Source organism: Pseudomonas sp. NPDC077408, assembly GCF_050269105.1.
Classification (GTDB): domain Bacteria; phylum Pseudomonadota; class Gammaproteobacteria; order Pseudomonadales; family Pseudomonadaceae; genus Stutzerimonas.
The window spans coordinates 40479-64929 of sequence record NZ_JBNNHS010000008.1 but is presented as its reverse complement, the minus strand read 5'-3'; the positions used below and the strand labels follow the sequence as shown (position 1 = coordinate 64929).

Here is a 24451-nt window from a genome sequence, read left to right as displayed (position 1 = left end):
TTCATAGCGCTCGGCGGCAACGCTCCGCCGGGCGCTTGTCCGGGTCGTCCGTCGGCCGACTTGATGCGCGTCATAGTGCTTCTGGCCCTCATGGCTATGCTTCGTGCTTTGGTTTCCACTCCATCGACACGAGGATGCGCAGCGCATGGCGAAGACGGACGGGCCCATCACGGCAGAGACGAAAATCACCCCAGAAATCGCTCTTCAGACGGCCTCCGAAGACATCTGGGCGCAAAAATACCGCCTGACCCGCAAGGACGGTAGCGCCGTTGATGACAGCGTCGACGCCACCTGGCAGCGGGTTGCCCGCGCGCTTGCTGATGTGGAGGAACAGGATGCCCGCGAGCACTGGTACGAACGCTTCCTCTGGGCGCTGCGCAACGGCGCCATCCCCGCCGGGCGGATCATTTCCAACGCCGGCGCGCAGGACTACAAACCGGCCACCTCGACGATCAACTGCACCGTGTCCGGCACCATCGCTGACTCGATGGACGACATCCTCGGCAAGGTGCATGAAGCCGGCCTGACGCTCAAGGCCGGCTGCGGCATCGGTTACGAGTTCAGCACCCTGCGCCCGCGCGGCTCCTTCGTTTCCGGCGCGGGCGCACACACCAGCGGCCCGCTGTCGTTCATGGATATCTTCGACAAGATGTGCTTCACCGTCAGCTCCGCCGGTGGGCGCCGCGGCGCCCAGATGGGCACCTTCGACGTCGGCCATCCGGACGTTCGCGAATTCATCCGCGCCAAACGTGAAGACGGTCGACTGCGGCAATTCAACCTCAGCTTGCTCATCACCGACGAGTTCATGCAGTCGGTGGAAGCCGACGCGGACTGGCCGTTGATCTTTCCGCTGCACATGAAGGAAAAAGCCGAGCTTGATCTGGCCGATGCCGAACAGGTGGTGTGGCGCGAATGGCCGAGCCATGACGGCTACATCGTCCGCGACGACGGCCTCGTGGCCTGCAAGATCTACGGGCGGGTCAAGGCGCGACATCTGTGGGACATGATCATGGTCTCCACCTACGACTACGCCGAGCCGGGCTTCATCCTCATCGACCGGGTCAACCAGTTGAACAACAACTGGTGGTGCGAAGCAGTTCGGGCGACCAATCCTTGTGGCGAGCAGCCGCTGCCGCCCTACGGATCCTGCCTGCTGGGCTCGATCAACCTGACCCGCTTCGTCATCGACCCTTTTGGTGCCGATGCGCGTTTCGACTGGGACAAGTACCGCGAAGTGGTGCGCCTGTTCACCCGGATGCTCGACAACGTGGTGGAGATCAATGGCCTGCCGCTGGCGCAGCAGCGCCACGAAATCGAGAGCAAACGCCGCCACGGCATGGGCTTCCTCGGTCTTGGTTCAGCCCTGACGCTGCTCAAGCTGCGTTACGGTAGCCCCAAAGCCTGCGTCTTCACCGAAGAAGTCGCGCGCGAAATGGCGCTGGTCGGCTGGGAAGTGGCGCTCGAACTGTCGAAAGAAAAAGGCCCGGCGCCGCTACTGACCGAAACCTTCGAGGTCACCGCCGAATTGCTGCGCAAGCGTCCGGAGATGAAGAAGGACGGTTACCAGATCGGCGATCAGGTGCCGGGCCGCGTATTGCACGCGAAGTATTCGCGCTACATGCAGAAGATCGCCGAATACGCGCCCGAGCTGATCGATCAGCTGGCCGAGCAGGGCGCACGTTTCACCCACCACAGCTCCATTGCGCCCACTGGCACGATCAGCCTGAGTCTGGCCAACAACGCTTCAAACGGCATCGAGCCAAGCTTCGCCCACCATTACTCGCGCAACCTGATCCGCGCCGGGCGTAAGGCCAAGGAAAAGATCGAGGTGTTCAGCTACGAGTTGCTGGCCTATCGCACGCTGATCAACTCACGCGCCAAGCCGGGCTCGACCGAGCCCGGCGAGCAGCTGCCGGAGTACTTCATCACCGCCGACGACGTCACCCCGACGCAGCACGTCGACATTCAGGCCGCGGCGCAGAAATGGGTCGACTCGTCGATTTCAAAGACCGCCAACGTGCCCACCGACTACCCCTTCGAGGCGTTCAAGGACATCTACCGCTACGCCTGGCAGCAGGGCCTCAAGGGTTGCACCACCTTCCGCTTCAATCCGGCGGCGTTCCAGGGCGTGCTGGTCAAGGAGGCCGACCTGGAAAAGACCCTGTACCGCTTCATTCTCGAGGACGGCAGCGTGGTCGAGCTAAAAGGCAACGAAGAGGTCGAGTATGACGGTGAGGTCAACTCCGCCGCCAACCTGTTCGACGCCTTGAAAGAAGGCTATTACGGCAAGTACTGAGCCCCGACTGATAACCGCGCGGCGTCTGTCGTGCGGCTGGAGAACCCGCAATGACCGTAAAGATCACCCAGCGCATCAAGGGCTTCAAGGTTGTCGACGAGACCCTGGAACGCCCCGCTGTCACACCTGACACTACCACCAGGGTCAATGTGGTGGAGATGGACGAGAGTATCCAGCGTCCAGAAACGCTGGTCGGCATGACCTACAAGATCAAGTCACCGCTGTTCGAACACGCGCTTTACGTCACGGTGAATGATGTGGTGCTCAACGCCGGCACGCCCCACGAGCAGCGCCGACCCTTCGAGATCTTCATCAACTCGAAGAACATGGATCACTTCCAGTGGATCGTCGCGCTCACCCGGATCATGTCTGCCGTGTTCCGCAAGGGGGGTGACTGCACCTTCCTAGTCGAGGAACTGAAAGCGGTGTTCGATCCCCGCGGTGGCTACCTGAAAAAGGGCGGCGTCTATATGCCGTCCATCGTGGCGGAGATCGGCGGCGTACTGGAGCGCCACCTGATCCATATCGGCATGCTCGAAGGCCATGCGTTGGACGAAACCCAGCTCAAGTATCTGGCGGAAAAGCGCGCCGCTTACGAGGCCAGCCAGGGGGCGGTGACCGTGGAGCCGGGCGAGGGCTTCCCGGCCGGTGCGCAGCTGTGCAGCAAGTGCAACACCCAGGCGGTGGTGCAGATGGATGGCTGCGCGACGTGCCTGAACTGCGGCAATTCCAAGTGTGGTTGAGCGGGTTGGATTACGCCTTCGAGCCGTCGGATTACGCCTTCGGCTAATCCAACCTACATTGGCCGGTACATCACCGTGGCCCGGCCGGAAGCACCCGTAGGGTGGGCTTTAGCCCACAAGATGCTTCCGTGCCCCGTCCCGCCCTCTGCAACCGACCAACCGCCCCGGTGGGCTGAAGCCCACCCTACGTTGGCCGGGATTGGGGCGGCTTTGTAGGACGGAATCGCCGAAGGCGCTTCCGTCGTTTACCGCGTAGCGTTTGCTTCGATGAGCTGGGCGACCCTAGCCGTCACGGCCCTTTCGAGATTTTCAGGTCACCACGCGATAGCACGGCTCGTAGGGTCGGCCGCCGGGGAGTTTCATCCGGTGTTGCAGCACAAAAGCCTGCAGTAACTCATCCAGGGGCTTCATGATCGCCGTGTCGCCATTGATTTCGTAGCGGCCGAACTGCTCGATGCGGCGAATGCCCTTGTCCTTGACGTTACCCGCGACGATCCCGGAGAACGCCCGACGCAGGTTCGCCGCCAGCAGGTGGGGCGGTACGTCGCGGGTCAGCTGCAGGCTGGCCATGTTTTCGTGAGTCGGGTCGAACGGGTGCTGGAAGCCTTCCTCGATTTTCAGCAGCCAGTTGAAATGGAAGGCGTCGTTACGCTCACGGCGGAACTGCTTGACTGCTTTCAAGCCTTCGGACATCTGCCGGGCTACCTCGGCCGGGTTGTCGATGATGATCTGGTACAAGCCCTGTGCTTTTTCGCCGAGCGTAGCGCCGACAAAGTCACGCAGCTGCTGCAAATACGGCGCGGCACTTTCCGGGCCGGTGAGGATGACCGGGAAGGGCACGTCGCGGTTGTCCGGGTGTAGCAGAATGCCCAGCAAGTAGAGGAATTCCTCCGCCGTGCCGACGCCGCCGGGGAAGATGATGATGCCGTGACCGACGCGGACGAAAGCTTCCAGGCGCTTTTCGATATCCGGCAGGATCACCAGTTCGTTGACGATCGGGTTCGGCGCCTCGGCGGCAATGATGCCCGGCTCGGTCAGACCCAGGTAACGGCCGCCGACGATGCGCTGCTTGGCGTGAGCGATGGTCGCGCCCTTCATCGGGCCCTTCATCACGCCAGGGCCGCAGCCGGTGCAGATATTCAGGTTGCGCAGGCCCAGCTCGTGGCCGACGCGCTTGCTGTACTTGTATTCCTCGGTGCTGATCGAGTGTCCGCCCCAGCACACCACCATGTTCGGCTCGACGCCGGGACGCAGCGTGCGAGCGTTGCGCAGTAAATGGAAGACGTAATCGGTGATGCCCTGGGAGCTGCTCAGGTCGATGCGCGGGCTTCCCAGTTCGCTTTCGGTGTAGACGATGTCACGCAGCGCACTGAACAGCATTTCGCGGGTGCTGGCGATCATCTCGCCGTCGACGAAGGCATCGGCCGGCGCGTTGAGCAATTCCAGACGCACACCGCGATCTTGTTGGTGGATACGTACTTCGAAGTCGTCGTAGGCCTCAAGGATGGTCTTGGCGTTATCGATGCGCGCGCCGGTATTGAGAATGGCCAAGGCGCACTGGCGGAACAGTGTGTAGGTACTGCCACAACCAGCTTCGCTCAGTTGCTGGACTTCCCGTTGGGACAGCGTCTCCAGGCTCCCTTTAGGGGTAACCGAGGCATTGATTACATAGCGTGAGGTCATGCGTGTTTTCCCTGAAAACAATGCGGCCTGGCCGAGACGGGCAGGTGCATCAGGATGTTGAGGGCCACGGCCGTGGGCAGCGGCGTATGAATAGGGCCATCCGAGCGGGCAGCGCGCCAGTGGACAGGTTTGCTGCTGGGCGCAGCGGCTAAACCCATAGCCGCAAGCTGCTTGCCGGTGCCGGCTGTATCTTTCCGGGTGCAACGATGCGCCTGGACGGGCTGTACTTGACGTTTAACCGGCGAAAACGTTCCTGAAAACCCCTCCTGGGGTATTGCTCTGTTCATGCGTACATCCCGTACGGTCTTAGGTGCAGGAAATTTGACCGCGAACATGGCTGTTTGATTGCGCACGGCGTGAAGGGTTTTTCCGGCACGGGGCGCGGAGCGGCCTTCGGCTTGAAAAAGGCCTCAAAAGGCAAACGGCAGGGCGCTGTGGCAGTGCTGACGGGCGCTGAGCATACGGCGGAATTCGTCGGGATCCTTGATCAACACCGGTTGGCCAGCGAACTTCTGCGCCGCGATCAAGCGCGACAGCCAGAAACGCACGCAGGCGACGCGTAGCATCGGGCGCCATAGTTCGGCCTCGGCCGGGGTGAAGCGGCGCAGGCTGGAATAGGCGGCCAGCAATGCCTGGCTGCGCGTCTCATCGATCTCGCCGTTGGGGTGCGAGCACCAGTCGTTAATGGCGATGGCTACGTCGTAGAGCATTGGCCCGGAGCAGGCATTGTAGAAGTCGATCACGCCGGTCAGGTGGCTGCCCTCGAAGAGCAGGTTGTCACGGAACAGGTCAGCGTGCAGGTTGGCCCGCGGCAGCGCCAGAAGCTTCGGCTTCAGTTCGGCAATCTCTGCAAGGCTGTCACGCAGCAGCGGCATTTGAGCGCTGTCTAGCGACAGCGCCAGGCTCGGGCCTTCTTCCTGCATCCAGTCCAGGCCACGGTCGCTGCGCCGCTCGATGATGTGGTCGCGGGTCGCCAGGTGCAGTCGTGCCAGTAGGCGACCCACCTCAGCGCACTGATGGGGGTTGGGTGCACTGATGTGTTTGCCGGCCAGGCGTGGCTGCAGCAGGGCCGGCTTTTCCGCCAGCGTACGTAGCGCTTCGCCGCGGTCGGTACGCAAGGCATAAGGCACCGGCAGCCCGGCGCGATGCAGCACGTCGAGCAGCTCGACGAAGAAGGGCAGATCCTGGCTCGGGCCGCGCTCGATCAGGGTCAATACATACTCACCCTGCTCCAAGCTAATGAAGAAATTGCTGTTTTCGCTGCCAGCCGCGATGCCCTCGAAATCCCGCAGCCGCCCAAGCCCATAGGGCGCCAGGAATACCTCAAGCTCTTCGCGTTGCAGGGGCGTAAAAACCGACATGGGCTGCCTTCCGTTAGGTGTGCTGCCAGGTTACCAGCTGAAGATTTTCCAGGCCGGGATGAGCATGTCCGGGCGATCGGCGCGGATGAAGTTACTGTCGCCATCGGCGCGCACCAGGAAGTAGGGCTTGCCGACCTTGGGCGTGATCTTCACCGCATAGAGGAAGCCGTTGACCCGGTATTCCTCAACCGTGCGATCACCTTCCTGGCGAATTGTAACGTCGGGTTCGCCATCGACCGATTCCTGGGCGAAACCGCTCAGCGGCACCAGTGCCAGCAGCCCGGCCAGCAGCAAAGGTTTGAATGTGCGCATGATAACCTTGTCCCTTTGTCGTCAAGTGGTCCTGTGCATTCTAGCCGCGGACCCGTCGAAAAGGTTGATCCTGCTCATGAGCCAAGCGCCCCTCGTTCTGGTGGACGGTTCGTCCTACCTCTACCGCGCCTTCCACGCCCTACCGCCGCTGACCACCTCGACCGGCAAGCCCACCGGGGCGGTCAAGGGCGTACTGAACATGCTGCTGTCGCTGCGCCGGCAATACCCGGACAGCCCCTTCGCGGTGGTCTTCGATGCCAAAGGCCCGACCTTCCGCGACACGCTGTTCGCTGAATACAAATCCCATCGTCCACCGATGCCCGACGACCTCCGCGGTCAGGTCGAGCCGCTGCATGCCAGCGTTCGCGCCCTGGGCATGCCGCTGCTGTGCGTCGACGGCGTCGAAGCCGACGACGTGATTGGAACACTGGCGCGCCAATGTGCGGCGCTGGGACGCGACGTGATCATCTCCACCGGCGACAAGGACATGGCGCAGCTGGTGTGTCCGCATGTCACCCTGGTCAACACCATGACCGGCAGCGTCTACGACATCGAAGGCGTGAAGAACAAGTTCGGCGTTGGCCCGGAGCTGATCATCGACTTCCTCGCCCTGATGGGCGACAAAGTCGACAATATTCCCGGCGTTCCTGGCGTTGGTGAGAAGACCGCCTGCGGCCTGCTCAACGGCATCGAAGGCGGCATCAAGGGGCTCTACGAGAACCTCGAAAAGGTTTGCGACCTGCCGATTCGCGGCGCCAAGTCGCTGGCCGCCAAACTCGAGGAACATCGTGACGCCGCGTTCATGTCCTACGAGCTGGCGACCATCAAGATCGACGTGCCGCTGGACGTGCAGGTCGGCGACCTGATGCCCGGTGAGCCGCACCGCGAGGCGCTGATCGCCTTGTATCGCGAGTTGGAGTTCAAGAACTGGCTCGACGATCTGCTGCGTGAAGCCAAGGCCGCCGGCGAGGGTTGCGAGGTGCAGCCCGAGGGCTGTTCGATCCAGGCCGAAGCCGAGTACAGCACGATTTTCGAGCAAGCCGAGTTCGACGCCTGGCTTGAACAACTGAAGGCCGCCGATTGCTTCGCCTTCGACACCGAAACCACCAGCCTCGATGCGCAGAAGGCACAGCTGGTGGGCGTGTCATTTGCCATCGAGGCGGGCAAAGCGGCGTACGTACCGCTGGCGCACAGCTACATGGGCGTGCCGCAGCAGCTCGATGGCGATGCCGTGCTCGCCGCCCTCAAGCCGCTGCTGGAAGACCCGAGCAAGCGCAAGATCTGCCAGCACGGCAAATACGACATGAACGTATTGATGCACTACGGCATCGAGATGCGCGGCATGACCTTCGACACCATGCTCGAATCCTACGTGCTCGACGCCACCGCGACCCGCCATGACATGGACAGCCTGGCGCTCAAGTACCTGGGCCGCGGCACCATCCGCTTCGAGGACATCGCCGGCAAGGGCGCCAAGCAGCTGACCTTCGACCAGATCGCCGTCGAGCAGGCCGGACCCTACGCCGCTGAAGACGCCGACGTCACCCTGCGTCTGCACCAGACCTTGATGAGCAAGCTCGAGGCCACGCCCTCTCTGCTCAAGGTACTCAACGAGATCGAGATGCCGTTGGTGCCGGTGCTGGCGCGCATCGAGCGCAACGGCGCGCTGGTCGACGCCAATCTGCTCGGGCTGCAGAGCGTCGAGTTGGGTAACAAGCTGGTCGAGCTGGAGCGTGAGGCGTTCGAAATCGCCGGTGAGGAATTCAACCTGGGCTCGCCCAAGCAGCTCTGCGCGATCCTCTATGACAAGCTTGGCTGCCCGGTATTGTCGAAGACCGCCGGCGGTCAGCCATCTACGGCAGAAAGCGTGCTGGCCGAGCTGGCTGAGCGGGACTACCCGCTGCCCAAGGTGATCATGCAGCACCGTAGCTTGAGCAAGCTCAAAGGCACCTACACCGACAAGCTGCCGCAGCAGATCAATCCGCGCACCGGGCGCATCCATACCAGCTACCACCAGGCCGTGACGGCGACCGGGCGGCTATCGTCCAGCGACCCGAACCTGCAGAACATCCCGATCCGCACCGCCGAAGGCCGCCGGATCCGCCAGGCCTTCGTCGCGGCGCCGGGTTACAAGCTGCTGGCCGCTGACTATTCGCAGATCGAGTTGCGCATCATGGCGCACCTGGCACAGGACGCCGGTCTGTTGCACGCCTTTCAGAACGACCTGGACGTCCACCGTGCCACGGCGGCTGAAGTGTTCGGCATCGAGCTGGACCAGGTCAGTAACGATCAGCGGCGCAGCGCCAAGGCGATCAACTTCGGCCTGATCTATGGCATGAGCGCCTTTGGCCTGGCCAAGCAGATCGATGTTTCGCGTGGCGAAGCACAGGCCTATATCGACCGCTACTTTGCCCGCTACCCCGGCGTGCTCGCCTACATGGAACGCACCCGTACCCAGGCAGCGGAGCAGGGCTACGTGGAAACGCTGTTCGGCCGGCGGTTGTATCTACCCGAGATCAATTCGAAGAACGGCGCCATGCGCAAAGGCGCCGAACGCACCGCGATCAACGCGCCGATGCAGGGCACCGCGGCGGACATCATCAAGCGCGCCATGATCGCGGTGGACAATTGGCTGCAGGAGAGCGGGCTGGATGCGCGCGTCATCCTGCAGGTGCACGATGAACTGGTGGTCGAGGTCCGTGAGGATCTGGTCGAGCAGGTTCGCGAGCAGATTCTTCCGTTGATGAGCGGAGCAGCCCAGCTGGACGTGCCGCTGCTGGTCGAGGCGGGCGTTGGCAATAACTGGGACGAGGCGCACTGACGGCACCTGCGAGTCGACGTTCTATAGTCGGCTCGCTCAGCGGCGAGCAGGCGCCAGTTCTTACCGCAGATAGCCAGAAAGGGGCGTTGGCGGAATGCGTCAGGTTAGGAAAGCTGCGTGAAAACGCGGTGAGGGGCGACTGGACAAGGGCGCGTCGCGTTCGTGCAGCCTCGGACCGCCGCGTTTTAGAGCGCCTACGCGCCGTTATGAAATTATTTTTCGGTCTGTATTGAACTGACGGATCGAAAGCCTGGTCATAGGCTACGAAGGGTGTAAAAGCCCTTCGATGCTCCTTGTTGTGTTAAGTGTTGGCAGATCTCTGGATACGCCTATGGCGTTCCGGATTTAGACCTCGAACTTCCCCCTCCCCCAACGAAGTTCGAGGTTTTTTTTGCCTCGGAAAAAGTACCGGCACGTTGCTGGCAGGTGCCTCCGGCTGCGCCTTCATGTGGCGCTGCCGATCCGCTTCGCTTTGTAGGAGCGAGGGAGGCGCCCCAATTCTTGCCCGTGATCATGGGCGTTGCGCATGGCCTGGCACGTTGCGCGGGATGTGTATCGCCAGCAAGCTGGGGCCTCCGAGATCGACGTTAACGGGGGCACGGCGCGGCGGACGGGCGTCAGGGTAGCTGCAGACCTCCGCCGGCCTTGTGCAATCCGCGAAGGTGTTTACTGATCTGCGCCAGATTGGCTTCGACACCTTCCAACTCCAGCCGCCGCTCTTCGCCGAGCAACAGGCGCACCTCGGCATTCAGCGCATCGGTAAGCTGATTCAAGCGCGCCTGGCGTTGGTTGCTTTCCGACTCCAGACGCTGCCATTCGCTGGCCTGCGGCAGCCCGTATCCGTTGCCGTCGAGCAATTGCGCCGGCTGGCTCAGATAACCGCTGTTGGCAAGGATGCCCTGTAGGGTTTCGTCCGCCTTGGCCAGGCTCCTGTCGCCGTGCTCGCGGCCGCTCAAATAGCGATTTTTCAACTCTTCTTGAGCCAGCAGCAGATGCCGGCGCAGCGCCGCCTGTTCGACCAGCAGCAGGGCCGCGCTGGCGCGCAGGTCGGCTTTTTCGATCCAAGGACGGCGTTGTTCGGCGCTGAGCGCTAGCCAGGCTTCGACATCGGTCTGCGGCAAGCCCAGACGCTCGCGAAGCACGGTGAACATGGCCTGGTAGCGATCACGGTAGGAATCGAAGCGATACCCCAGGCGCAGCGCCTCTTGTGGGTCGTCGAGTACGCTGGCATCGGCCAGGCCACGGCTGATCAGGAGCTCCAGCAGGCCGCTGGGCAGGATGCTGTCCAGCGCAACGAGTTCGGGGCGGGCGGTGCCGCTGCGTAGCAGCTTGAGCGTTTCCACCGCGCAATTGTTGGACAGGAAGTAGTAATTACCGTCGTAGCTCCAGTGCATTTCGGCGCTGCGGGTCACCAGGTTCTCGATCTCGTCACGCTGCAGTTTCAGCGGGATCGAGGCGAGGCTGCGCAGTTCGACCTTGGTGTACTCGTCGATCACCTGGCCCAGCGGCAGGACGAACAGGCGTGACGGATAGACGCCGGTGAGTCCGTCCCAGCTCGACAGCTGCACGTCGCCAACGAAGGCGCGGAAAGACAGCACCAGGTGATGGTCCAGATCCAGGCGGCAGTCTGCTCCGCGCGGCCGACCGGGCGCACAGATAACCAGGCGCAGCATGCTGTGGCCCCAGCGACTGACCCATGCGTCGTTGGCCTCGGCGAACAGATAATCAACGGCGTAGACGCGCGCGGGGTCGAGCTCGATCAGCGGGGTGCGCGCAAAGTCGTGTCCGGCATTGAGGATCGGCAATGCGCCTTTGCATGCCTCCGCACTGGCCGGGTGCCAGCCGAAATGCTCAGTGAAATAGCGATGCAGCAGCGGCCGACGACAGGCGTAGCTGGGGTCCAGAAGAAAGTACTCCAGGTTCACCGCAACGAATTCCAGTGGGCTGGTCAGCTCATAGGCATCGGGGCTGCGCGCCTGTTGCGCATTTTCGCGCTCGCGCTCGCCACGCTCGCCGACGCGTTGCGGCCAGCCGGCAAGATCAAGCAGATATGGATCATCACTGAGGGTAAAGCGGCGCTCGGTCTGGCCGCGGCAACTGTCCGGCAACCCGACCAGGCCGAGGCTGCCGGCGCGTTGATTACAGAAACCCAGTTGCCGATGGGTTTCCGCTGACCAGAGGTGGGCGCGGTCATACAGATGGGCAACCTCATGGACCAGTGTCGCCAACATCTCGCGCCGCACCGTGCCGTGCGGTCGTTCCGTTCGTTGATTGGCCGCGCTGCCATCGGTCAGTGCTGGCAACAGGCGCCGATTGAGCAGCAGCAGGTCGCCGCCGGCACTTCCATAAACGTCGTGGGTCAGCCCGTCATGCCAGCGGACGCGGACGTCCCGGTCCAGGCGTTCCATCATTCGCGGCGGCAGCGCGGCTACCGCTTCGTCCAGCAATTGCTGGCTGGCTGCCCGTTCGGCCGGTTGCAGGTCGGCGTCATCCAGGGTCAGGCGCAGTTCGGCCAGGCACACATTGCCGAACGCCATGACCGCAGTGAGCGCAACGCCCAGCCAGCGGGCCCAGGACGGTTTCACTGAGCGAGGATGGCTTCGGCCAGCGCCAGGTCACTGGCTTGCTGTGCTTCCGGGAACGCACTGCGCAAGCGGCCGAGCGCGGCTTCCAGTCGCGCGCCACGAATCTCACCACCGCTGGCGACAAAGCCGGCGGCTTCATCGCGGGCTTCGCTGACGACCTTCATGTCGCTGATGCGGCTGGTCACGTCGGAGGTGAAATTAATGCTGCGGTCCAGGGCATTGACGACGATATTGCTGGTAGCCACCAGCGTCTGTGCCTGAGCACCGCTGGCAAGAAGGGCCAGGGCAAAAGGCGCGGCGATCAGCTTGAGGTTCATGAGTCTTCTCGAGGGAACGGAGTGGGTGATTGGACGAGGATTGCCTCGGCCAGTTCAAGGTCGCTGGCCGTCAGCTGCGGTTGCCGCTCGCGCAGCCAGCGCAAGGCACCTTCCAGGCGAGCGCCACGAAGCTCGCCGTGGCTGGCAACGAACCCGGCGGCGTCGTCGCGGGCGTTGAGGATCAGCTTGTTGTCGAAGGGGGCGCTGGTCACCTGGCTGGCGACGTAGGAAGACGCGACGGTGCTGCCGATGAGGCTGTCGAAGGCCTGCGCGCTGCCGCCGACGCAGCAGCCAGCGAGTACAAGGTAAAGCGAACGCATGTGAATCCTGAGGCTGGACAATCAGCCGGCAAGGCTAGCGAAACGCCAGCCCCAGAGCCAGCGTCATGCTCGCTCACGCCGCGGATCAGAGCGCCAGTATCGCGCCGGCCAGCTGAAGGTCAGTGGCGTGCAGGGCCGGTGCCTGGGTGCGGATGTGCTTCAGTGCCGCTTCCAGTTGAGCGCCACGGGATTCGCCATTGCTGGCAACGAAGCGGGCCGCATCGTCCTTGGCATCGATCACCAGCTTGTCATCGCCCAGGTTCGAAGTGATATCGGAGGTGCCTTCCACGGTGTTGACCAGCGAGGCGCCGATGGCGTCGATGGTGCCGGTGATGCTTCCCGCCGATGCGGTGCCTGCAACCAGGCAGGCAGCGGTGGCAACTGACAACAGATACTTGTTCATGGTGTTCTCCAGACTAGACGCGGCTTCCCGCCGATAGTCGCTTTGACCGTCGCGCGGGGCATGCCGTTCAGCTTACGGCTCGACGACATCGCCTGGAAAGCACCGTATCAGCGCCAGAAAGGCTTGTTCAGCTCGTCCAGGCGCTCGCTGTGGCTGATCCCGACGTCCGCCAATTGGCGCTCGTCGAGCACCGCCAGCTGCCGCCGGGTCCGCATGCGTTGTTGCCACAGGCGTAGCTGCTGCAGCACCCGATGCAGCGGCGGCAGGCCGATTGCAAGTGTTTGCTTCCGAGTCAGTATGCGCTCCATGAGCCGCTCCTTCCCGCAATCAACGGGGATGGGTTATGGGCAGATAGAGTCGCGTGCCGGGCTGTTACGTAACAGTCACAGGGAGCTTGAATTGTGTCGGTTCAGTTGCGCGAGCAGCACTACTGTACCGGTGCTCCAGGCGCCGAAGTGTTCGGCTGCTGATGGTCTTAAAAACAAAACCCCTCGCGGCAGGCCGGGAGGGGTTTCGGTGTCACGGTGTCGCTTACTCCACGGCTTTAACCATGTCCTCGACGACCTTCTTGGCATCGCCGAAGACCATCATGGTCTTGTCCATGTAGAACAGTTCGTTATCCAAGCCGGCATAACCGCTGGCCATGGAGCGCTTGTTGACGATGACCGTCTTGGCTTTGTAAGCCTCGAGGATCGGCATGCCGGCGATGGGCGACTTCGGATCGTTCTTCGCCGCCGGGTTGACCACGTCGTTGGCACCGAGTACCAGCACCACGTCGGCCTGGCCGAACTCGGAGTTGATGTCGTCCATCTCGAACACCATCTCGTACGGCACTTCAGCTTCCGCCAGCAATACGTTCATGTGACCTGGCATCCGACCGGCGACCGGGTGGATCGCATACTTCACGGTCACGCCCATGTGGGTCAACTTTTCGGCCAGCTCCATCAGCGCGTGCTGCGCGCGGGCCACCGCCAGGCCGTAGCCCGGGACGATGATCACGGTGTCGGCGTTCGACAGGAGGAAAGCGGCATCATCGCTGGAGCCGGATTTGACTGGGCGTTGCTCTTTGCTTCCCGTCGCCGGGCCGGCATCCACGTCGCCACCGAAGCCGCCGAGGATGACGTTGAAGAACGAGCGGTTCATCGCCTTGCACATGATGTACGAGAGGATTGCGCCGCTCGAACCTACCAGCGAACCGGCGATGATCAGCATCGAGTTGTTCAGCGAGAAGCCGATACCGGCCGCGGCCCAGCCCGAGTAGCTGTTGAGCATCGAGACCACCACCGGCATGTCGGCGCCGCCGATGGGGATGATGATCAGCACGCCGATGACGAACGCCAGCGCCACCAGAATCATGAACGCAGTGAAGTTGCCGGTGAAGGTATAGAACAGGCCCAGCACCAGGATCGCCACGCCGACGGCGAGGTTGATCTTGTGCTGGTTGGGGAACGACACCGGTGCGCCCTGGAACAGGCGGAACTTGTACTTGCCCGACAGCTTGCCGAACGCGATCACCGAACCGGAGAAGGTGATGGCGCCGATGGCTGCACCGAGGAACAGTTCCAGACGGTTACCGGCAGGGATCGGATAGCCGATGGCCTGGACGATACCCAGCGACTGCGGCTCCAGCACTGCGGCGATGGCGATGAACACCGCGGCCAGGCCGATCATGCTGTGCATGAAGGCGACCAGCTCGGGCATCTTGGTCATCTCGACGCGCTTGGCCATCAGCGTACCGATGGTGCCGCCGATCAGCAGGCCGAGGACGATAAAGCCCAGGCCGCTCCAGGGGCTGGCGCTCTCGGCCAGCTGTGAGCCGAGCTTGAACACCAGGAACACCGTTGTGACCACGGCGATGCCCATGCCGATCATGCCGAACAGGTTGCCGCGGCGCGAGGTGGTGGGGTGCGACAGGCCTTTAAGGGCCTGGATGAAGCTCACCGAAGCGATGAGGTACAGCAGGGTGATCAGGTTCATGCTCATGGCTTGGACTCCGCCTTGGCGCCAGCGCGCTCCTTCTTCTTGAACATTTCCAGCATGCGCCGGGTAACCAGGAAGCCACCGAAGACGTTAACGGCGGCCAGGGTCACCGCCAGGGTGCCCATCAGCTTGCCCATCGGGGTGACGGTCAGGGCGGCGGCGAGCATGGCGCCGACGATGACGATCGCTGAGATGGCGTTGGTGACCGCCATCAGCGGGGTATGCAGCGCGGGGGTGACGTTCCAGACCACGTGGTAGCCGACGTAGATCGCCAGCACGAAGATGATCAGGTTGTAGATGCCATCAGAAATCATGTCCATGTTCAGGCTCCCTTAACCGTTGGTGCGTACGACCTGGCCGTCACGGCACATCAGGCACGCAGCGACGATGTCGTCTTCAAGATTGAGCTGGAACTTGGCTTCGCCATCGATCACCAGCTTGAGGAAGTCCAGCAGGTTGCGGGCGTATAGCGCCGAAGCGTCCGCCGGCACGAGGGTCGCCAGGTTGGTGTAGCCAACCAGGGTCACGCCGTGCTTGACCACCACCTGATCGGCTTCGGTCAATGGACAGTTACCGCCCTGGGAGGCGGCGAGGTCGATCACCACCGAACCGGGCTTCATCTGCTGCACGGTTTCTTCCTGCAACAGGGTCGGCGCCTTGCGGCCCGGAATCAGCGCAGTGGTGATGATGATGTCGGCCTGCTTGGCGCGCTCGTGCACGGCCTGTGCCTGGCGGGCCATCCAGCTGGCCGGCATCGGCCGGGCATAGCCGCCGACACCCTCGGCACATTCACGCTCCTCGTCGGTCTCGCACGGCACATCGACGAATTTTGCGCCGAGCGATTCGATCTGCTCCTTCACCGCCGGACGCACGTCCGAGGCTTCGATCACCGCGCCCAGACGCTTGGCCGTGGCGATGGCCTGCAGGCCGGCAACACCGGCACCGAGGATCAACACGCGTGCGGCTTTCACCGTACCGGCGGCGGTCATCAGCATCGGCATGAAGCGCGGGTACTGGTTGGCAGCGACCATCACGGCCTTGTAGCCGGCGATGTTGGCCTGGGAGGAGAGCACGTCGAGGCTCTGCGCGCGCGAGGTGCGCGGCGCCGCTTCCAGGGCGAAGGCAGTGATGCCGCGTTCGGCCATGCGTGCGATGTTTTCGTTGTCGAAGGGGTTGAGCATGCCGACCAAGACCGTACCTGGCTGCATCTGAGCCAGTTCGGTTTCGCTCGGTGCGTTCACCTTCAGCAGGATCTCTGCTGCGAACGCCGCAGCGGCATCGGCGATGGTTGCGCCTGCCGCTTCGAAGGCACTGTCCGGAACACTGGCCTGTACGCCAGCTCCGCTCTGCACCGTCACCCGATGCCCTTGCCCGATCAGCTTTTTGATGGTTTCCGGTGTCGCGGCAACGCGCGTTTCACCGGGCCTGGTTTCGAGAGGAACACCAATGTGCATTGTTCTTGTTCTCCTGCTTGATCGTAACCAGCGTGCTGCCCGGTAAACCGGTTATCGCACCGCTGGTGTTACTTTTCGCCCGGCCACTGCGGATGGTGACTGGGTGTGGATCGGCTAACGGGCCCTGCACTAGTTGGTTTGAGCCTGCTGCGGCGCGGCATTCTGCAAGGGCTGCGGAAATCAAACAACTGTTTTAATCGGAACGCAACAGTGGCGATTCGTTCACGACGTGACCATTAGGTTGCTTTGTATCGCTGCAGGCTGCGTCGGTATTGGGTTCGACCTTCGTCTAAGGTTCCGTGCCCGGTTATGCGCGGCGCAATCATGAATGACGGACCATAGACGTTGTATTCGTCGGCGGGCTTGTCTGTATGCGACCTTGGTGCCGGTCGGCGCGGCGCATGTGCAAAAAAAATCGGATCAGGGCCTGTAATGTCATGGATTCCCTGTAGTCCAATGCATTTGGTTGCGCTGGCTTCGGAATGCCGACGACGTTCGATCGCATTACTCATGAGAAATTCACATGGCCGATCTAGACGTGAATGAAATGATCCTGATGGAAGAAGCGCAGCCCAGGCGGCTGCCGTTCGCCTTCGCTCGCCGCCACGGCGTGCTTCTGTTGGAACGCCCGGAAGGCCTGCGTTTGTGCGTGCGCGAAGGTGCGCCACTGACCGCCTTGCAGGAAGCACAGCGCGTCGCCGGCGGGCCGTTGGCGATGCAGTGGCTGGCGCAGGACGAGTTCGAGCAGGCCTTGAGCGCGGCCTACCAGCATGACTCTTCGGCTGCGATGCAGATGGTTGAAGGCCTCGGCGACGACATGGATCTGCATAGCCTGGCCGATCAGATCCAGGAAACCGAAGACCTGTTGGAGCAGGAAGACGACGCGCCGATTATCCGCCTGATCAACGCGATCCTCGGCGAGGCGATCAAGGAAAACGCCTCGGATATCCACGTCGAAACCTTCGAGAAGCGTCTGGTCATCCGTTTTCGCATCGATGGCATCCTGCGTGAAGTGGTGCAGCCCAAGCGCGAGCTGGCGGCTTTGCTGGTATCGCGAATCAAGGTCATGGCGCGGCTGGACATCGCAGAGAAGCGCATCCCGCAGGACGGTCGGATTTCCCTGCGGGTCGGCGGGCGGGAGGTCGATATCCGTGTGTCGACGCTGCCTTCGGCCAACGGCGAACGCGTTGTGCTGCGTCTGCTGGACAAGCAGGCCGGTCGCCTGACCCTGCGCCATCTGGGCATGAGCGACCGGGATCGCAAGATTATGGAGCAGGCGGTGCAAAAGCCGCACGGGATCATCCTCGTCACCGGCCCCACCGGCTCGGGTAAGACCACTACCCTTTACGCCAGCCTGGTCACGCTCAACGACCGCACGCGCAATATTCTCACCGTTGAGGATCCGATCGAATACAACCTCGAGGGCATCGGCCAGACCCAGGTCAATACCAAGGTCGACATGACCTTTGCCCGCGGCTTGCGCGCCATCCTGCGTCAGGACCCGGATGTGGTGATGGTCGGCGAGATCCGCGACCAGGAAACCGCCGACATGGCGGTGCAGGCGTCGCTGACCGGTCACCTGGTGCTCTCGACACTGCACACCAACAGCGCCATCGGCGCCGTGACCCGCCTGGTGGACATGGGCGTCGAGCCCTTCCTGATCTCGTCGTCGCTGCTCGGCGTGCTGGCCCAACGCCTCGTCCGGGTGCTGTGTAATGACTGCAAACGCGCCTATGTGGCCGATGAAGCTGAGTGCGCGCTGTTCGGCCTCGACCCGAGCGAGGCGCCGACGCTGTACCACGCCGAAGGCTGTGAGGTGTGCCGGCAGCTAGGCTATCGCGGGCGGACCGGGATCTACGAGCTGGTGATGTTCGATGACACCCTGCGCAGCATGATCCACACCCGAGCGGCCGAGCAGGACATGGTTCGCCATGCCCGCCGCCTGGGCCCGAGCATTCGTGACGACGGCCTGCGCAAGGTGCGTGAAGGCGTGACGACTATCGAAGAAGTGTTGCGCGTGACCCGCGAGGAATAAGCGCATGAGTTGTACCGGCACAAGGACCGCTACCCAGGCCATGACGGTGTTCGAATTCTCACTCTCGGCCGACGGCCGCTGCAATCATCGCGATGACGCCGTAAATGGCGTTGCGCCTGGCCTGCTACTGTTGGCTGAACACTGATGGCAGCGTTCGAATACATCGCCCTCGATCCGCGTGGTCGCGAGCAGAAGGGCCTGATCGAGGCCGATAGCGCGCGCCAGGCGCGGCAGCTGTTGCGCGAGAAGCAATGGTCGCCGTTGGAGGTCAAGCAGGCCAAGGCCAAGGAGGACATCAGTGGCGGAGGTTTCGCGTTTGGCCGTGGGCTGTCGGCGCGCGACCTGGCGCTGGTGACCCGGCAGCTGGCGACCCTGGTGCAGGCTGCGTTGCCCATCGAGGAAGCGCTGCGTGCGGCAGCGGCGCAGTCGTCGTCACAGAAGATCAAGTCGATGCTGCTGGCTGTTCGGGCACGGGTGATGGAAGGCCATAGCCTGGCGGGATCGCTGCGTGAATACCCGTCGGCGTTTCCCGAGCTTTACCGCGCCACCGTTGCGGCCGGCGAGCATGCCGGTCACCTCGGGTTGGTGCTCGATCAGCTGGCCGATTACACCGATCAACGCCAGCAGTCGCGGCAGAAGATTCAACTGGCGCTGCTGTATCCGGTGATCCTGCTGGTGGCTTCGCTGGCCATCGTGGTGTTGCTGCTGGGCTATGTGGTGCCGGACGTGGTGAAGGTATTCGTCAACACCGGGCAGGCGCTGCCGGCCCTGACCACAGGGCTGATCGCGGTAAGCGAAGTTGTGCAGAATTGGGGTTGGCTGATGCTCATTGGGATTGTGGCGGCAGCCCTGGCGATGCGGCAGGCGCTGCGTGATGAAAAGATAAAGCGCCGCTGGCATGCCTTGATCCTGCGCATTCCGCTGGTGGGTCGGCTGGCGCGGGCGACCAACACCGCGCGTTTCGCCTCGACGCTGGCGATTCTGACGCGCAGTGGCGTGCCGCTGGTAGATGCGCTGGGGATCGCGGCGGCGGTGATCGCCAACCTGCGTATCCGTGGCAAGGTCATCGAGGCGGCGCAGCGCGTGCGCGAGGGCGGCAGCCTGACCCGTGCGCTGGACGCCACCGGCGAGTTTCCGCCGATGATGCTGCACATGATTGCCAGCGGTGAGAAATCCGGTGAGCTGGATCAGATGCTGGCGCGCACCGCGCGCAACCAGGAGAACGATCTGGCTGCGCAAATATCGCTGATGGTGGGACTTTTCGAGCCCTTCATGCTGGTGTTCATGGGGGCTGTGGTATTGGTAATCGTGCTGGCGATCCTGCTGCCGATCCTTTCTCTCAATCAACTGGTGGGCTAGTGAGAATGATGTTGAACGAACGCAAACAGGGTGGCTTCACCCTTATCGAAATCATGGTGGTGGTGGTGATCCTGGGGATTCTCGCCGCGCTGGTGGTACCGCAGGTGATGAACCGCCCGGATCAGGCCAAGGTCACCGTGGCCAAGGGCGATATCAAGGCCATCGGCGCCGCCCTCGACATGTACAAGCTGGATAACTATTCCTACCCCAGCACGCAGCAGGGGCTGGATGCGTTGGTCGAGAAGCCGGGCGGCAATCCGCAGCCGAAGAACTGGAACCGCGACGGCTACCTCAAGCGTGTGCCGAAGGATCCATGGGGCAACGAATACCAGTATCTGTCGCCCGGCACCGAAGGCGCGTACGACCTGTACTCCTATGGTGCCGATGGTAAGCAGGGCGGCTCCGAGCTGAACGCGGACATCGGTAACTGGGACCTCTGATCCATGCCCCAGGCGCGCCGGGACGGTGGCTTCACGCTGATCGAGCTGCTGGTGGTGATCGTCATCCTTGGCAGCCTGGTGGGCCTGGCGGTGCTATCGACAGGTAACACCAGCTCATCGCGTGAAATCCGTGATGAAGCCCAGCGTGTGGCGACGCTGATCAGCCTGATGGCCGACGAAGCCGTACTCGATAGCCGCGAATATGGCCTGCGGTTCGACCGGGACGGTTACCGGGTGATGCAGTACGACGAAGCCGATGCGCGCTGGCGCGATGTTGGTGATCGCGAGGCGCACCAGGCTCCCGAATGGATGCGCCTGGAGCTGGAACTCGACGGCACGCCGTTGCAATTGGTGGCGCCGGTCAAGCGCGAGGATGACCCGGCCGGGCTGTCCAACGACGAGGATCGAGAGCGTCGGCGAGCCCCTCGCGTGCAGCCGCAGCTGCTGATCCTTTCCAGCGGTGAGCTGTCTCCGTTCACCCTGACCCTGTCCGATCAGCGACCTGGAGGGAGCCGCTGGATGGTGTCCAGCGATGGCTTTCGCATGCCTCGTGCCGAACCCGTGGAGACCCGTCGATGAGCCATCGTCCGGCGCGCTCGCGCGGCTTTACCCTGCTTGAAGTGCTGGTGGCGCTGGCGATTTTCGCCATCGTCGCTGCTGTGGTGTTGACCGCGGCCGCGCGCAGCGTGAGCAATGCCGGGCGGCTGGAAGCGCTGACTCTGGCCGGCTGGATCGCCGACAACCGCCTCACCGAGCTGCAGCTGCAACAACCGGCACCGAGCGTTGGCCGCGAAGATACCCGCCTGGAATTCGCTGGCCGTCAATGGCAGACCCTGAGCGAAGTGGAAACCAGTGGCGCGCCCGGTTTGCTGCGTATTCGCGTCTGGGTCGCGGCCGTCGAGCAGCGGCGGGGTGTCGGGGCCGGCTCTATCGAAGAGCGCGCGGTGACCAGCCTCACCGGCTTCGTTGGCGTTGACCCATGACGATCCGCACACCTCGTGCCACCGCAGGCTTCACGCTACTCGAATTGCTGATTGCCATCGCGCTGTTCGCGCTGTTGGGCTTGGCCACCTACCGCATGCTCGAAGCGGTGATGCGCAGCGATGAGGTGGTGCGGGCGCAGGAAGTGCAGCTGCGCGAACTCGGTCGCGCGATGTGGAGTTTGGAACGCGACCTCATTCAGGCCATGCCACGACCGGTGCGCGACGGCTATGGCGACGAGCAGAACGCGTTCATCGGCCAGATGGCCGGCGCCGCAGACGGCGTGTCGCTGGAGCTGACCCGCAGCGGCTGGCGAAACCCCACCGGTATGCGTCGGGCCAACCTGCAGCGGGTACGCTGGCGGCTGGTTGGCGACACGCTGGAGCGGGTCTATTGGGTGGTGCTCGATCGCGACGTGGACAGCGAACCACGGGTGCAGCCTGTGCTCGACAATGTGTTGGCGCTGCGGCTGCGCTATCTGGATGCGGAGAACACCTGGCACGAGGAATGGCCGCCGTTCGAATTCGGTCGCGGTGACCCGGCTGAGCAAGCGCGGCGGCTGCCGCTCGCCGTGGAGGTCTCCATTGACCATCAGCGTTACGGCACCATCACCCGCCTGCTGCGGTTGCCGGATGGCCCGACGCCGGCTCCGCAATTCATCCAGCCCGACTCCCAGGGCGTACCGGAGCCCGGCGGCGTGGGAGAGATGCAATGAAGGCCCAGCGCGGCGTCGCGCTCATCACCGTGCTGCTGGTGGTCGCTATCGTTACGGTGATTTGCGCCGGGATGATTGCGCGTCAGCAGCTGTCCATCCGTGGCACCGGCAACCAGCTGCAGGCGCGCCAGGCCTGGCACTACGCGCTGGGTGGGGAGGCATTGGCGCAAACCATGCTGCGCCGTGATCAGCAACTGTCCGGCCAGGGCACAGGGCAACCGGCGGTGGATCATCTGCTGGAGCCCTGGGCGCTGCCGCAACCAGCGTACGATCTTGACGAGGGTCAGGGGCAGGTCCAGGTACGAATCGAGGACCTGGCCGGGCGTTTCAATCTCAACAGCCTGGTGCAGGAACAACAGCCCAACGCGGCAGCGCTCGCACAGTTTCGCCGGCTGCTGCTGCGCCTGCAGATCACCGAGCCTTATGCCGAACGGCTGGTGGACTGGATCGACAGCGATCAGCAGCCCAGCGGCGAATTCGGCGCGGAGGACAACGCCTACCTGCTGCTTGATCCGCCGTATCGCACCGCGGGCAGACGGCTGGAGGATCTCTCTGAACTGCGCCTGCTGCTCGGCATGCGCGATGAAGACTTTCAGCGTCTGGCGCCCTATGTCAGTGTGCTGCCAGCGGATACACCGCTGAACGTCAACACGGCCAGTGCCATGGTGCTGTCGAGCCTTGCCGACAGCCTCAGCCCCAGCGCCGCCGAATCGCTGGTGAAGGCACGACAATCTGCCCCGTTCCGTGACACGGCCAGTTTCATGGCGCAACCAGCGCTCAGCGGTGTCCAACTTCAAACCACCAACATCGCTGTGACCAGTCAATTCTTCCAGGCCATCAGCGAGGTGCGCCTGGCGGACCGCCGTCTGGCACTGGTGAGTCAGCTGCGACGTGAGGACGACGGTGATGTTCGCGTGCTGCAGCGCAACCTGGGACAGCCGCCACGGCTGCCCCGACCAACCAATGACGGAGATCGATAGCCGATGGACTGCCTGTTTCTGCCCGCTGATTGCGGTTCCCGGATCGACAGCGATACGCGCGTCTACTGGCTGCCGGGTGAAGGGGATGACGGCTGGATGCCGTTGGCAAACGTCATCGAACGGGCGCCAGCGGCTGTGACTCTAGTGCTGCCAGCTGAAGTCTGCAGCTCGTTCGCGGTCAACCTGCCGACGCGCAAGGCGCGCTGGGTCAATCAGGCACTGGCCTATGCCGTGGAGGAACTGCTCGCCGAAAACGTCGATGACCTGCACCTGACCCATGGCGATGCGCTGGAAGACGGGCGGCGTCGGGTCATCGCCATTCGCCGGCAGCTGCTGGCCGACTGGCTGGAGGATCTGCAGGCGCTTGGCCTGACCCACGTTGCGATTCATGTCGATGCCGACTTGTTGCCGCGCGACGGTACACAGCTACTGTTCATCGACGGTCGTGCGCTGCTCGGAGGCAAGCCGGAAGCGCGGCTGGCGTTCGAGAGTGCCCAGTGGCCGCACCTGGCTGGTCAGTGCCCTGCGCCGCATCACGGACATGGCACGCTGGAAGCAGCGCCCTCACCGCTGGACGACTACCAGCAGCTGGACGAGCCCTATCGTTTCCTGGCATCGGGGCGCGCTGCTGCGCTCAATCTGGCGCAGGGCGATTTCGCCATTCACGCCGCGGGTAGCGGGCTGGGTCAATGGAAGCCGGTCATGATCGTGCTGGCGCTGGTGTTGGCAGTGCAACTGGTGTTCAACCTGGTCCAGGCCTGGACGCTGGAAAACCAGGCCGAGCAGTATGCAGAGGGAAGTCGGGCGCTCTACACCGAGCTGTTTCCCGAGGACCGACGCATCGTCAATCTGCGTGCTCAGTTCGACGACCATATCAGCCAGAACGCCGGTGCTTCGGCAGAGTTCATGCGCTTGTTGAATGAGGTGGCGCTGGCATTGGCTGAGGGTATTCCGGTGTCGATCGGGCAGCTTGATTTCAACCAGGCCCGAGGTGATCTTGCCCTGCAGGTGCGTGCCAGCGATTTCGCTGCGCTCGAGCAGCTGCGACAGCGACTTGGGCAAACCGGGGAGAGCGTCCAGTTGGGGTCGGCCAGTCGTGACGGCGATGCCGTCAGCGCGCGTGTGGTGATCGGAGGCCGAGGATGAATTTGAGACAACAGATGCGCGTGCGCCTGGCCGAGTCGCCCCTGTGGCTGCGCTGGCAACGGCTGCAACCCCGCGAGCGCCTGTCGCTTACCTTGCTTGGCGCCTTTTTGCTGGTGGTGCTGTTCTACGTTCTGCTCTGGGCGCCTGCGCAGCAGCGCGTGCGGGACGCGCAAGCGTACTTCCAGCAGGAGCGTGAGCTGCATGCCTATCTCGAGCAAAACACCGAGTTGGCGCGACAGATGTCGCGTAGCAACCCGGTTTCGCTGGCACCGGATCAGTTGCAAGGGCTGGTAACGCAAAGTGCGCAGCAGAGCGGCCTGATCATCGAGAGCTTCGATTTCGGCAATGACGGTAGCCTGCAGGTAACTCTACCCAGTGCGTCCTATGGGGCGTTGTTGCGCTGGTTCGACGAGCTTCAGGCCGCAGGTGCGAGCCTCGCTGAGGTCAGCATCAGTCAGGTCGGAGAGGGGCTGGTTGATGCGCGCGTAAGTTTTCGTGCAGAGGGCTAGACCGTTGCACA

The 24451-nt window shown here is 63.1% G+C and carries 24 protein-coding genes; 13 read left to right on the top strand and 11 right to left on the bottom strand.

Annotated features, from left to right (window positions below; genetic code table 11):
* Positions 1–145: 145 nt before the first annotated feature.
* Together ACQKEK_RS18145 and ACQKEK_RS18140 are read left to right on the top strand one after the other, a co-directional pair.
* Positions 146–2296 (top strand): adenosylcobalamin-dependent ribonucleoside-diphosphate reductase, encoded by a 2151-nt coding sequence (locus tag ACQKEK_RS18145; protein WP_499144053.1) that lies wholly within the window; start codon positions 146–148, stop codon positions 2294–2296.
* A gap of 50 nt (positions 2297–2346) precedes the next feature.
* On the top strand, positions 2347–3039 hold the full coding sequence (locus tag ACQKEK_RS18140; RefSeq protein WP_128119722.1) for a TSCPD domain-containing protein: 693 nt from the start codon (positions 2347–2349) through the stop codon (positions 3037–3039).
* A gap of 309 nt (positions 3040–3348) precedes the next feature.
* On the opposite strand, the gene ppnN is transcribed toward ACQKEK_RS18140, so the two are convergent.
* From ppnN to ACQKEK_RS18125, 3 genes are all read right to left on the bottom strand, one after another.
* Entirely contained in the window at positions 3349–4722 is a 1374-nt protein-coding gene (gene ppnN / locus ACQKEK_RS18135; protein ID WP_499144054.1) for a nucleotide 5'-monophosphate nucleosidase PpnN, read from the bottom strand.
* 410 nt (positions 4723–5132) lie between these two features.
* A complete protein-coding gene (locus ACQKEK_RS18130; protein ID WP_499144055.1) occupies positions 5133–6083 on the bottom strand; it encodes a homoserine kinase in 951 nt (316 codons plus the stop codon).
* A gap of 30 nt (positions 6084–6113) precedes the next feature.
* Positions 6114–6395, bottom strand: a complete 282-nt coding sequence (locus tag ACQKEK_RS18125; RefSeq protein WP_499144056.1) for a DUF2782 domain-containing protein — start codon at positions 6393–6395, stop codon at positions 6114–6116.
* Between the two features lie 76 nt (positions 6396–6471).
* On the opposite strand from ACQKEK_RS18125, the gene polA reads away from it, so the two are divergent.
* A complete protein-coding gene (gene polA, locus ACQKEK_RS18120; protein ID WP_499144057.1) occupies positions 6472–9216 on the top strand; it encodes a DNA polymerase I in 2745 nt (914 codons plus the stop codon).
* 617 nt (positions 9217–9833) lie between these two features.
* Here polA and ACQKEK_RS18115 read toward each other — a convergent pair.
* The 8 genes from ACQKEK_RS18115 to ACQKEK_RS18080 all read right to left on the bottom strand — a co-directional run bounded on the left by ACQKEK_RS18115 (position 9834) and on the right by ACQKEK_RS18080 (position 16275).
* On the bottom strand, positions 9834–11753 hold the full coding sequence (locus ACQKEK_RS18115) for a DUF7844 domain-containing protein (RefSeq protein ID WP_499144096.1): 1920 nt from the start codon (positions 11751–11753) through the stop codon (positions 9834–9836).
* A gap of 44 nt (positions 11754–11797) precedes the next feature.
* Positions 11798–12118 (bottom strand): DUF2388 domain-containing protein, encoded by a 321-nt coding sequence (locus ACQKEK_RS18110; RefSeq protein ID WP_499144058.1) that lies wholly within the window; start codon positions 12116–12118, stop codon positions 11798–11800.
* The gene (locus ACQKEK_RS18105) at positions 12115–12438 is read right to left on the bottom strand and encodes a DUF2388 domain-containing protein (RefSeq protein WP_499144059.1); all 324 of its coding nucleotides are present in this window, start codon (positions 12436–12438) and stop codon (positions 12115–12117) included. The genes ACQKEK_RS18110 and ACQKEK_RS18105 overlap by 4 nt, the downstream gene beginning before the upstream one ends.
* 85 nt (positions 12439–12523) lie before the next feature.
* Positions 12524–12841, bottom strand: a complete 318-nt coding sequence (locus ACQKEK_RS18100; protein ID WP_499144060.1) for a DUF2388 domain-containing protein — start codon at positions 12839–12841, stop codon at positions 12524–12526.
* Positions 12842–12948: 107 nt separating this feature from the next.
* Positions 12949–13149 (bottom strand): DUF1127 domain-containing protein, encoded by a 201-nt coding sequence (locus tag ACQKEK_RS18095; RefSeq protein ID WP_499144061.1) that lies wholly within the window; start codon positions 13147–13149, stop codon positions 12949–12951.
* Between the two features lie 223 nt (positions 13150–13372).
* The gene (locus ACQKEK_RS18090; RefSeq protein ID WP_499144062.1) at positions 13373–14824 is read right to left on the bottom strand and encodes an NAD(P)(+) transhydrogenase (Re/Si-specific) subunit beta; all 1452 of its coding nucleotides are present in this window, start codon (positions 14822–14824) and stop codon (positions 13373–13375) included.
* Positions 14821–15141 (bottom strand): NAD(P) transhydrogenase subunit alpha part 2, encoded by a 321-nt coding sequence (locus ACQKEK_RS18085; protein ID WP_021209089.1) that lies wholly within the window; start codon positions 15139–15141, stop codon positions 14821–14823. The genes ACQKEK_RS18090 and ACQKEK_RS18085 overlap by 4 nt, the downstream gene beginning before the upstream one ends.
* A 12-nt stretch (positions 15142–15153) precedes the next feature.
* The gene (locus ACQKEK_RS18080) at positions 15154–16275 is read right to left on the bottom strand and encodes a Re/Si-specific NAD(P)(+) transhydrogenase subunit alpha (protein ID WP_046163449.1); all 1122 of its coding nucleotides are present in this window, start codon (positions 16273–16275) and stop codon (positions 15154–15156) included.
* Between the two features lie 523 nt (positions 16276–16798).
* Between ACQKEK_RS18080 and gspE the strand changes: the two genes are divergently transcribed.
* Genes gspE through ACQKEK_RS18030 form a run of 10 tightly spaced genes read left to right on the top strand, consistent with a single transcriptional unit; the run spans position 16799 to position 24440 of the window.
* Entirely contained in the window at positions 16799–18310 is a 1512-nt protein-coding gene (gene gspE, locus ACQKEK_RS18075; protein ID WP_499144063.1) for a type II secretion system ATPase GspE, read from the top strand.
* Between the two features lie 4 nt (positions 18311–18314).
* A complete protein-coding gene (locus ACQKEK_RS18070) occupies positions 18315–18455 on the top strand; it encodes a hypothetical protein (RefSeq protein ID WP_499144064.1) in 141 nt (46 codons plus the stop codon).
* Complete coding sequence (gene xcpS / locus ACQKEK_RS18065) at positions 18455–19669, top strand: GspF family T2SS innner membrane protein variant XcpS (RefSeq protein ID WP_499144065.1); 1215 nt, start codon at positions 18455–18457, stop codon at positions 19667–19669. The genes ACQKEK_RS18070 and xcpS overlap by 1 nt, the downstream gene beginning before the upstream one ends.
* Before the next feature lie 5 nt (positions 19670–19674).
* Positions 19675–20109, top strand: coding sequence for a type II secretion system major pseudopilin GspG (gspG, locus tag ACQKEK_RS18060; RefSeq protein ID WP_499144097.1), 435 nt, complete (start codon positions 19675–19677; stop codon positions 20107–20109).
* Positions 20110–20112: 3 nt separating this feature from the next.
* Positions 20113–20688: a type II secretion system minor pseudopilin GspH gene (gene gspH, locus ACQKEK_RS18055; protein WP_499144066.1), complete on the top strand. Its 576-nt coding sequence runs from the start codon at positions 20113–20115 to the stop codon at positions 20686–20688.
* Entirely contained in the window at positions 20685–21092 is a 408-nt protein-coding gene (gspI, locus tag ACQKEK_RS18050) for a type II secretion system minor pseudopilin GspI (protein ID WP_499144067.1), read from the top strand. Before gspH ends, gspI begins: the two co-directional genes overlap by 4 nt.
* Positions 21089–21805, top strand: coding sequence for a type II secretion system minor pseudopilin GspJ (gene gspJ / locus ACQKEK_RS18045; protein ID WP_064481177.1), 717 nt, complete (start codon positions 21089–21091; stop codon positions 21803–21805). Before gspI ends, gspJ begins: the two co-directional genes overlap by 4 nt.
* Positions 21802–22785, top strand: coding sequence for a type II secretion system minor pseudopilin GspK (gene gspK / locus ACQKEK_RS18040; protein WP_499144068.1), 984 nt, complete (start codon positions 21802–21804; stop codon positions 22783–22785). The genes gspJ and gspK overlap by 4 nt, the downstream gene beginning before the upstream one ends.
* Positions 22786–22788: 3 nt before the next feature.
* Entirely contained in the window at positions 22789–23931 is a 1143-nt protein-coding gene (gspL, locus tag ACQKEK_RS18035; protein WP_499144069.1) for a type II secretion system protein GspL, read from the top strand.
* Entirely contained in the window at positions 23928–24440 is a 513-nt protein-coding gene (locus tag ACQKEK_RS18030; RefSeq protein WP_128119710.1) for a type II secretion system protein M, read from the top strand. The genes gspL and ACQKEK_RS18030 overlap by 4 nt, the downstream gene beginning before the upstream one ends.
* Positions 24441–24451: the final 11 nt, after the last annotated feature.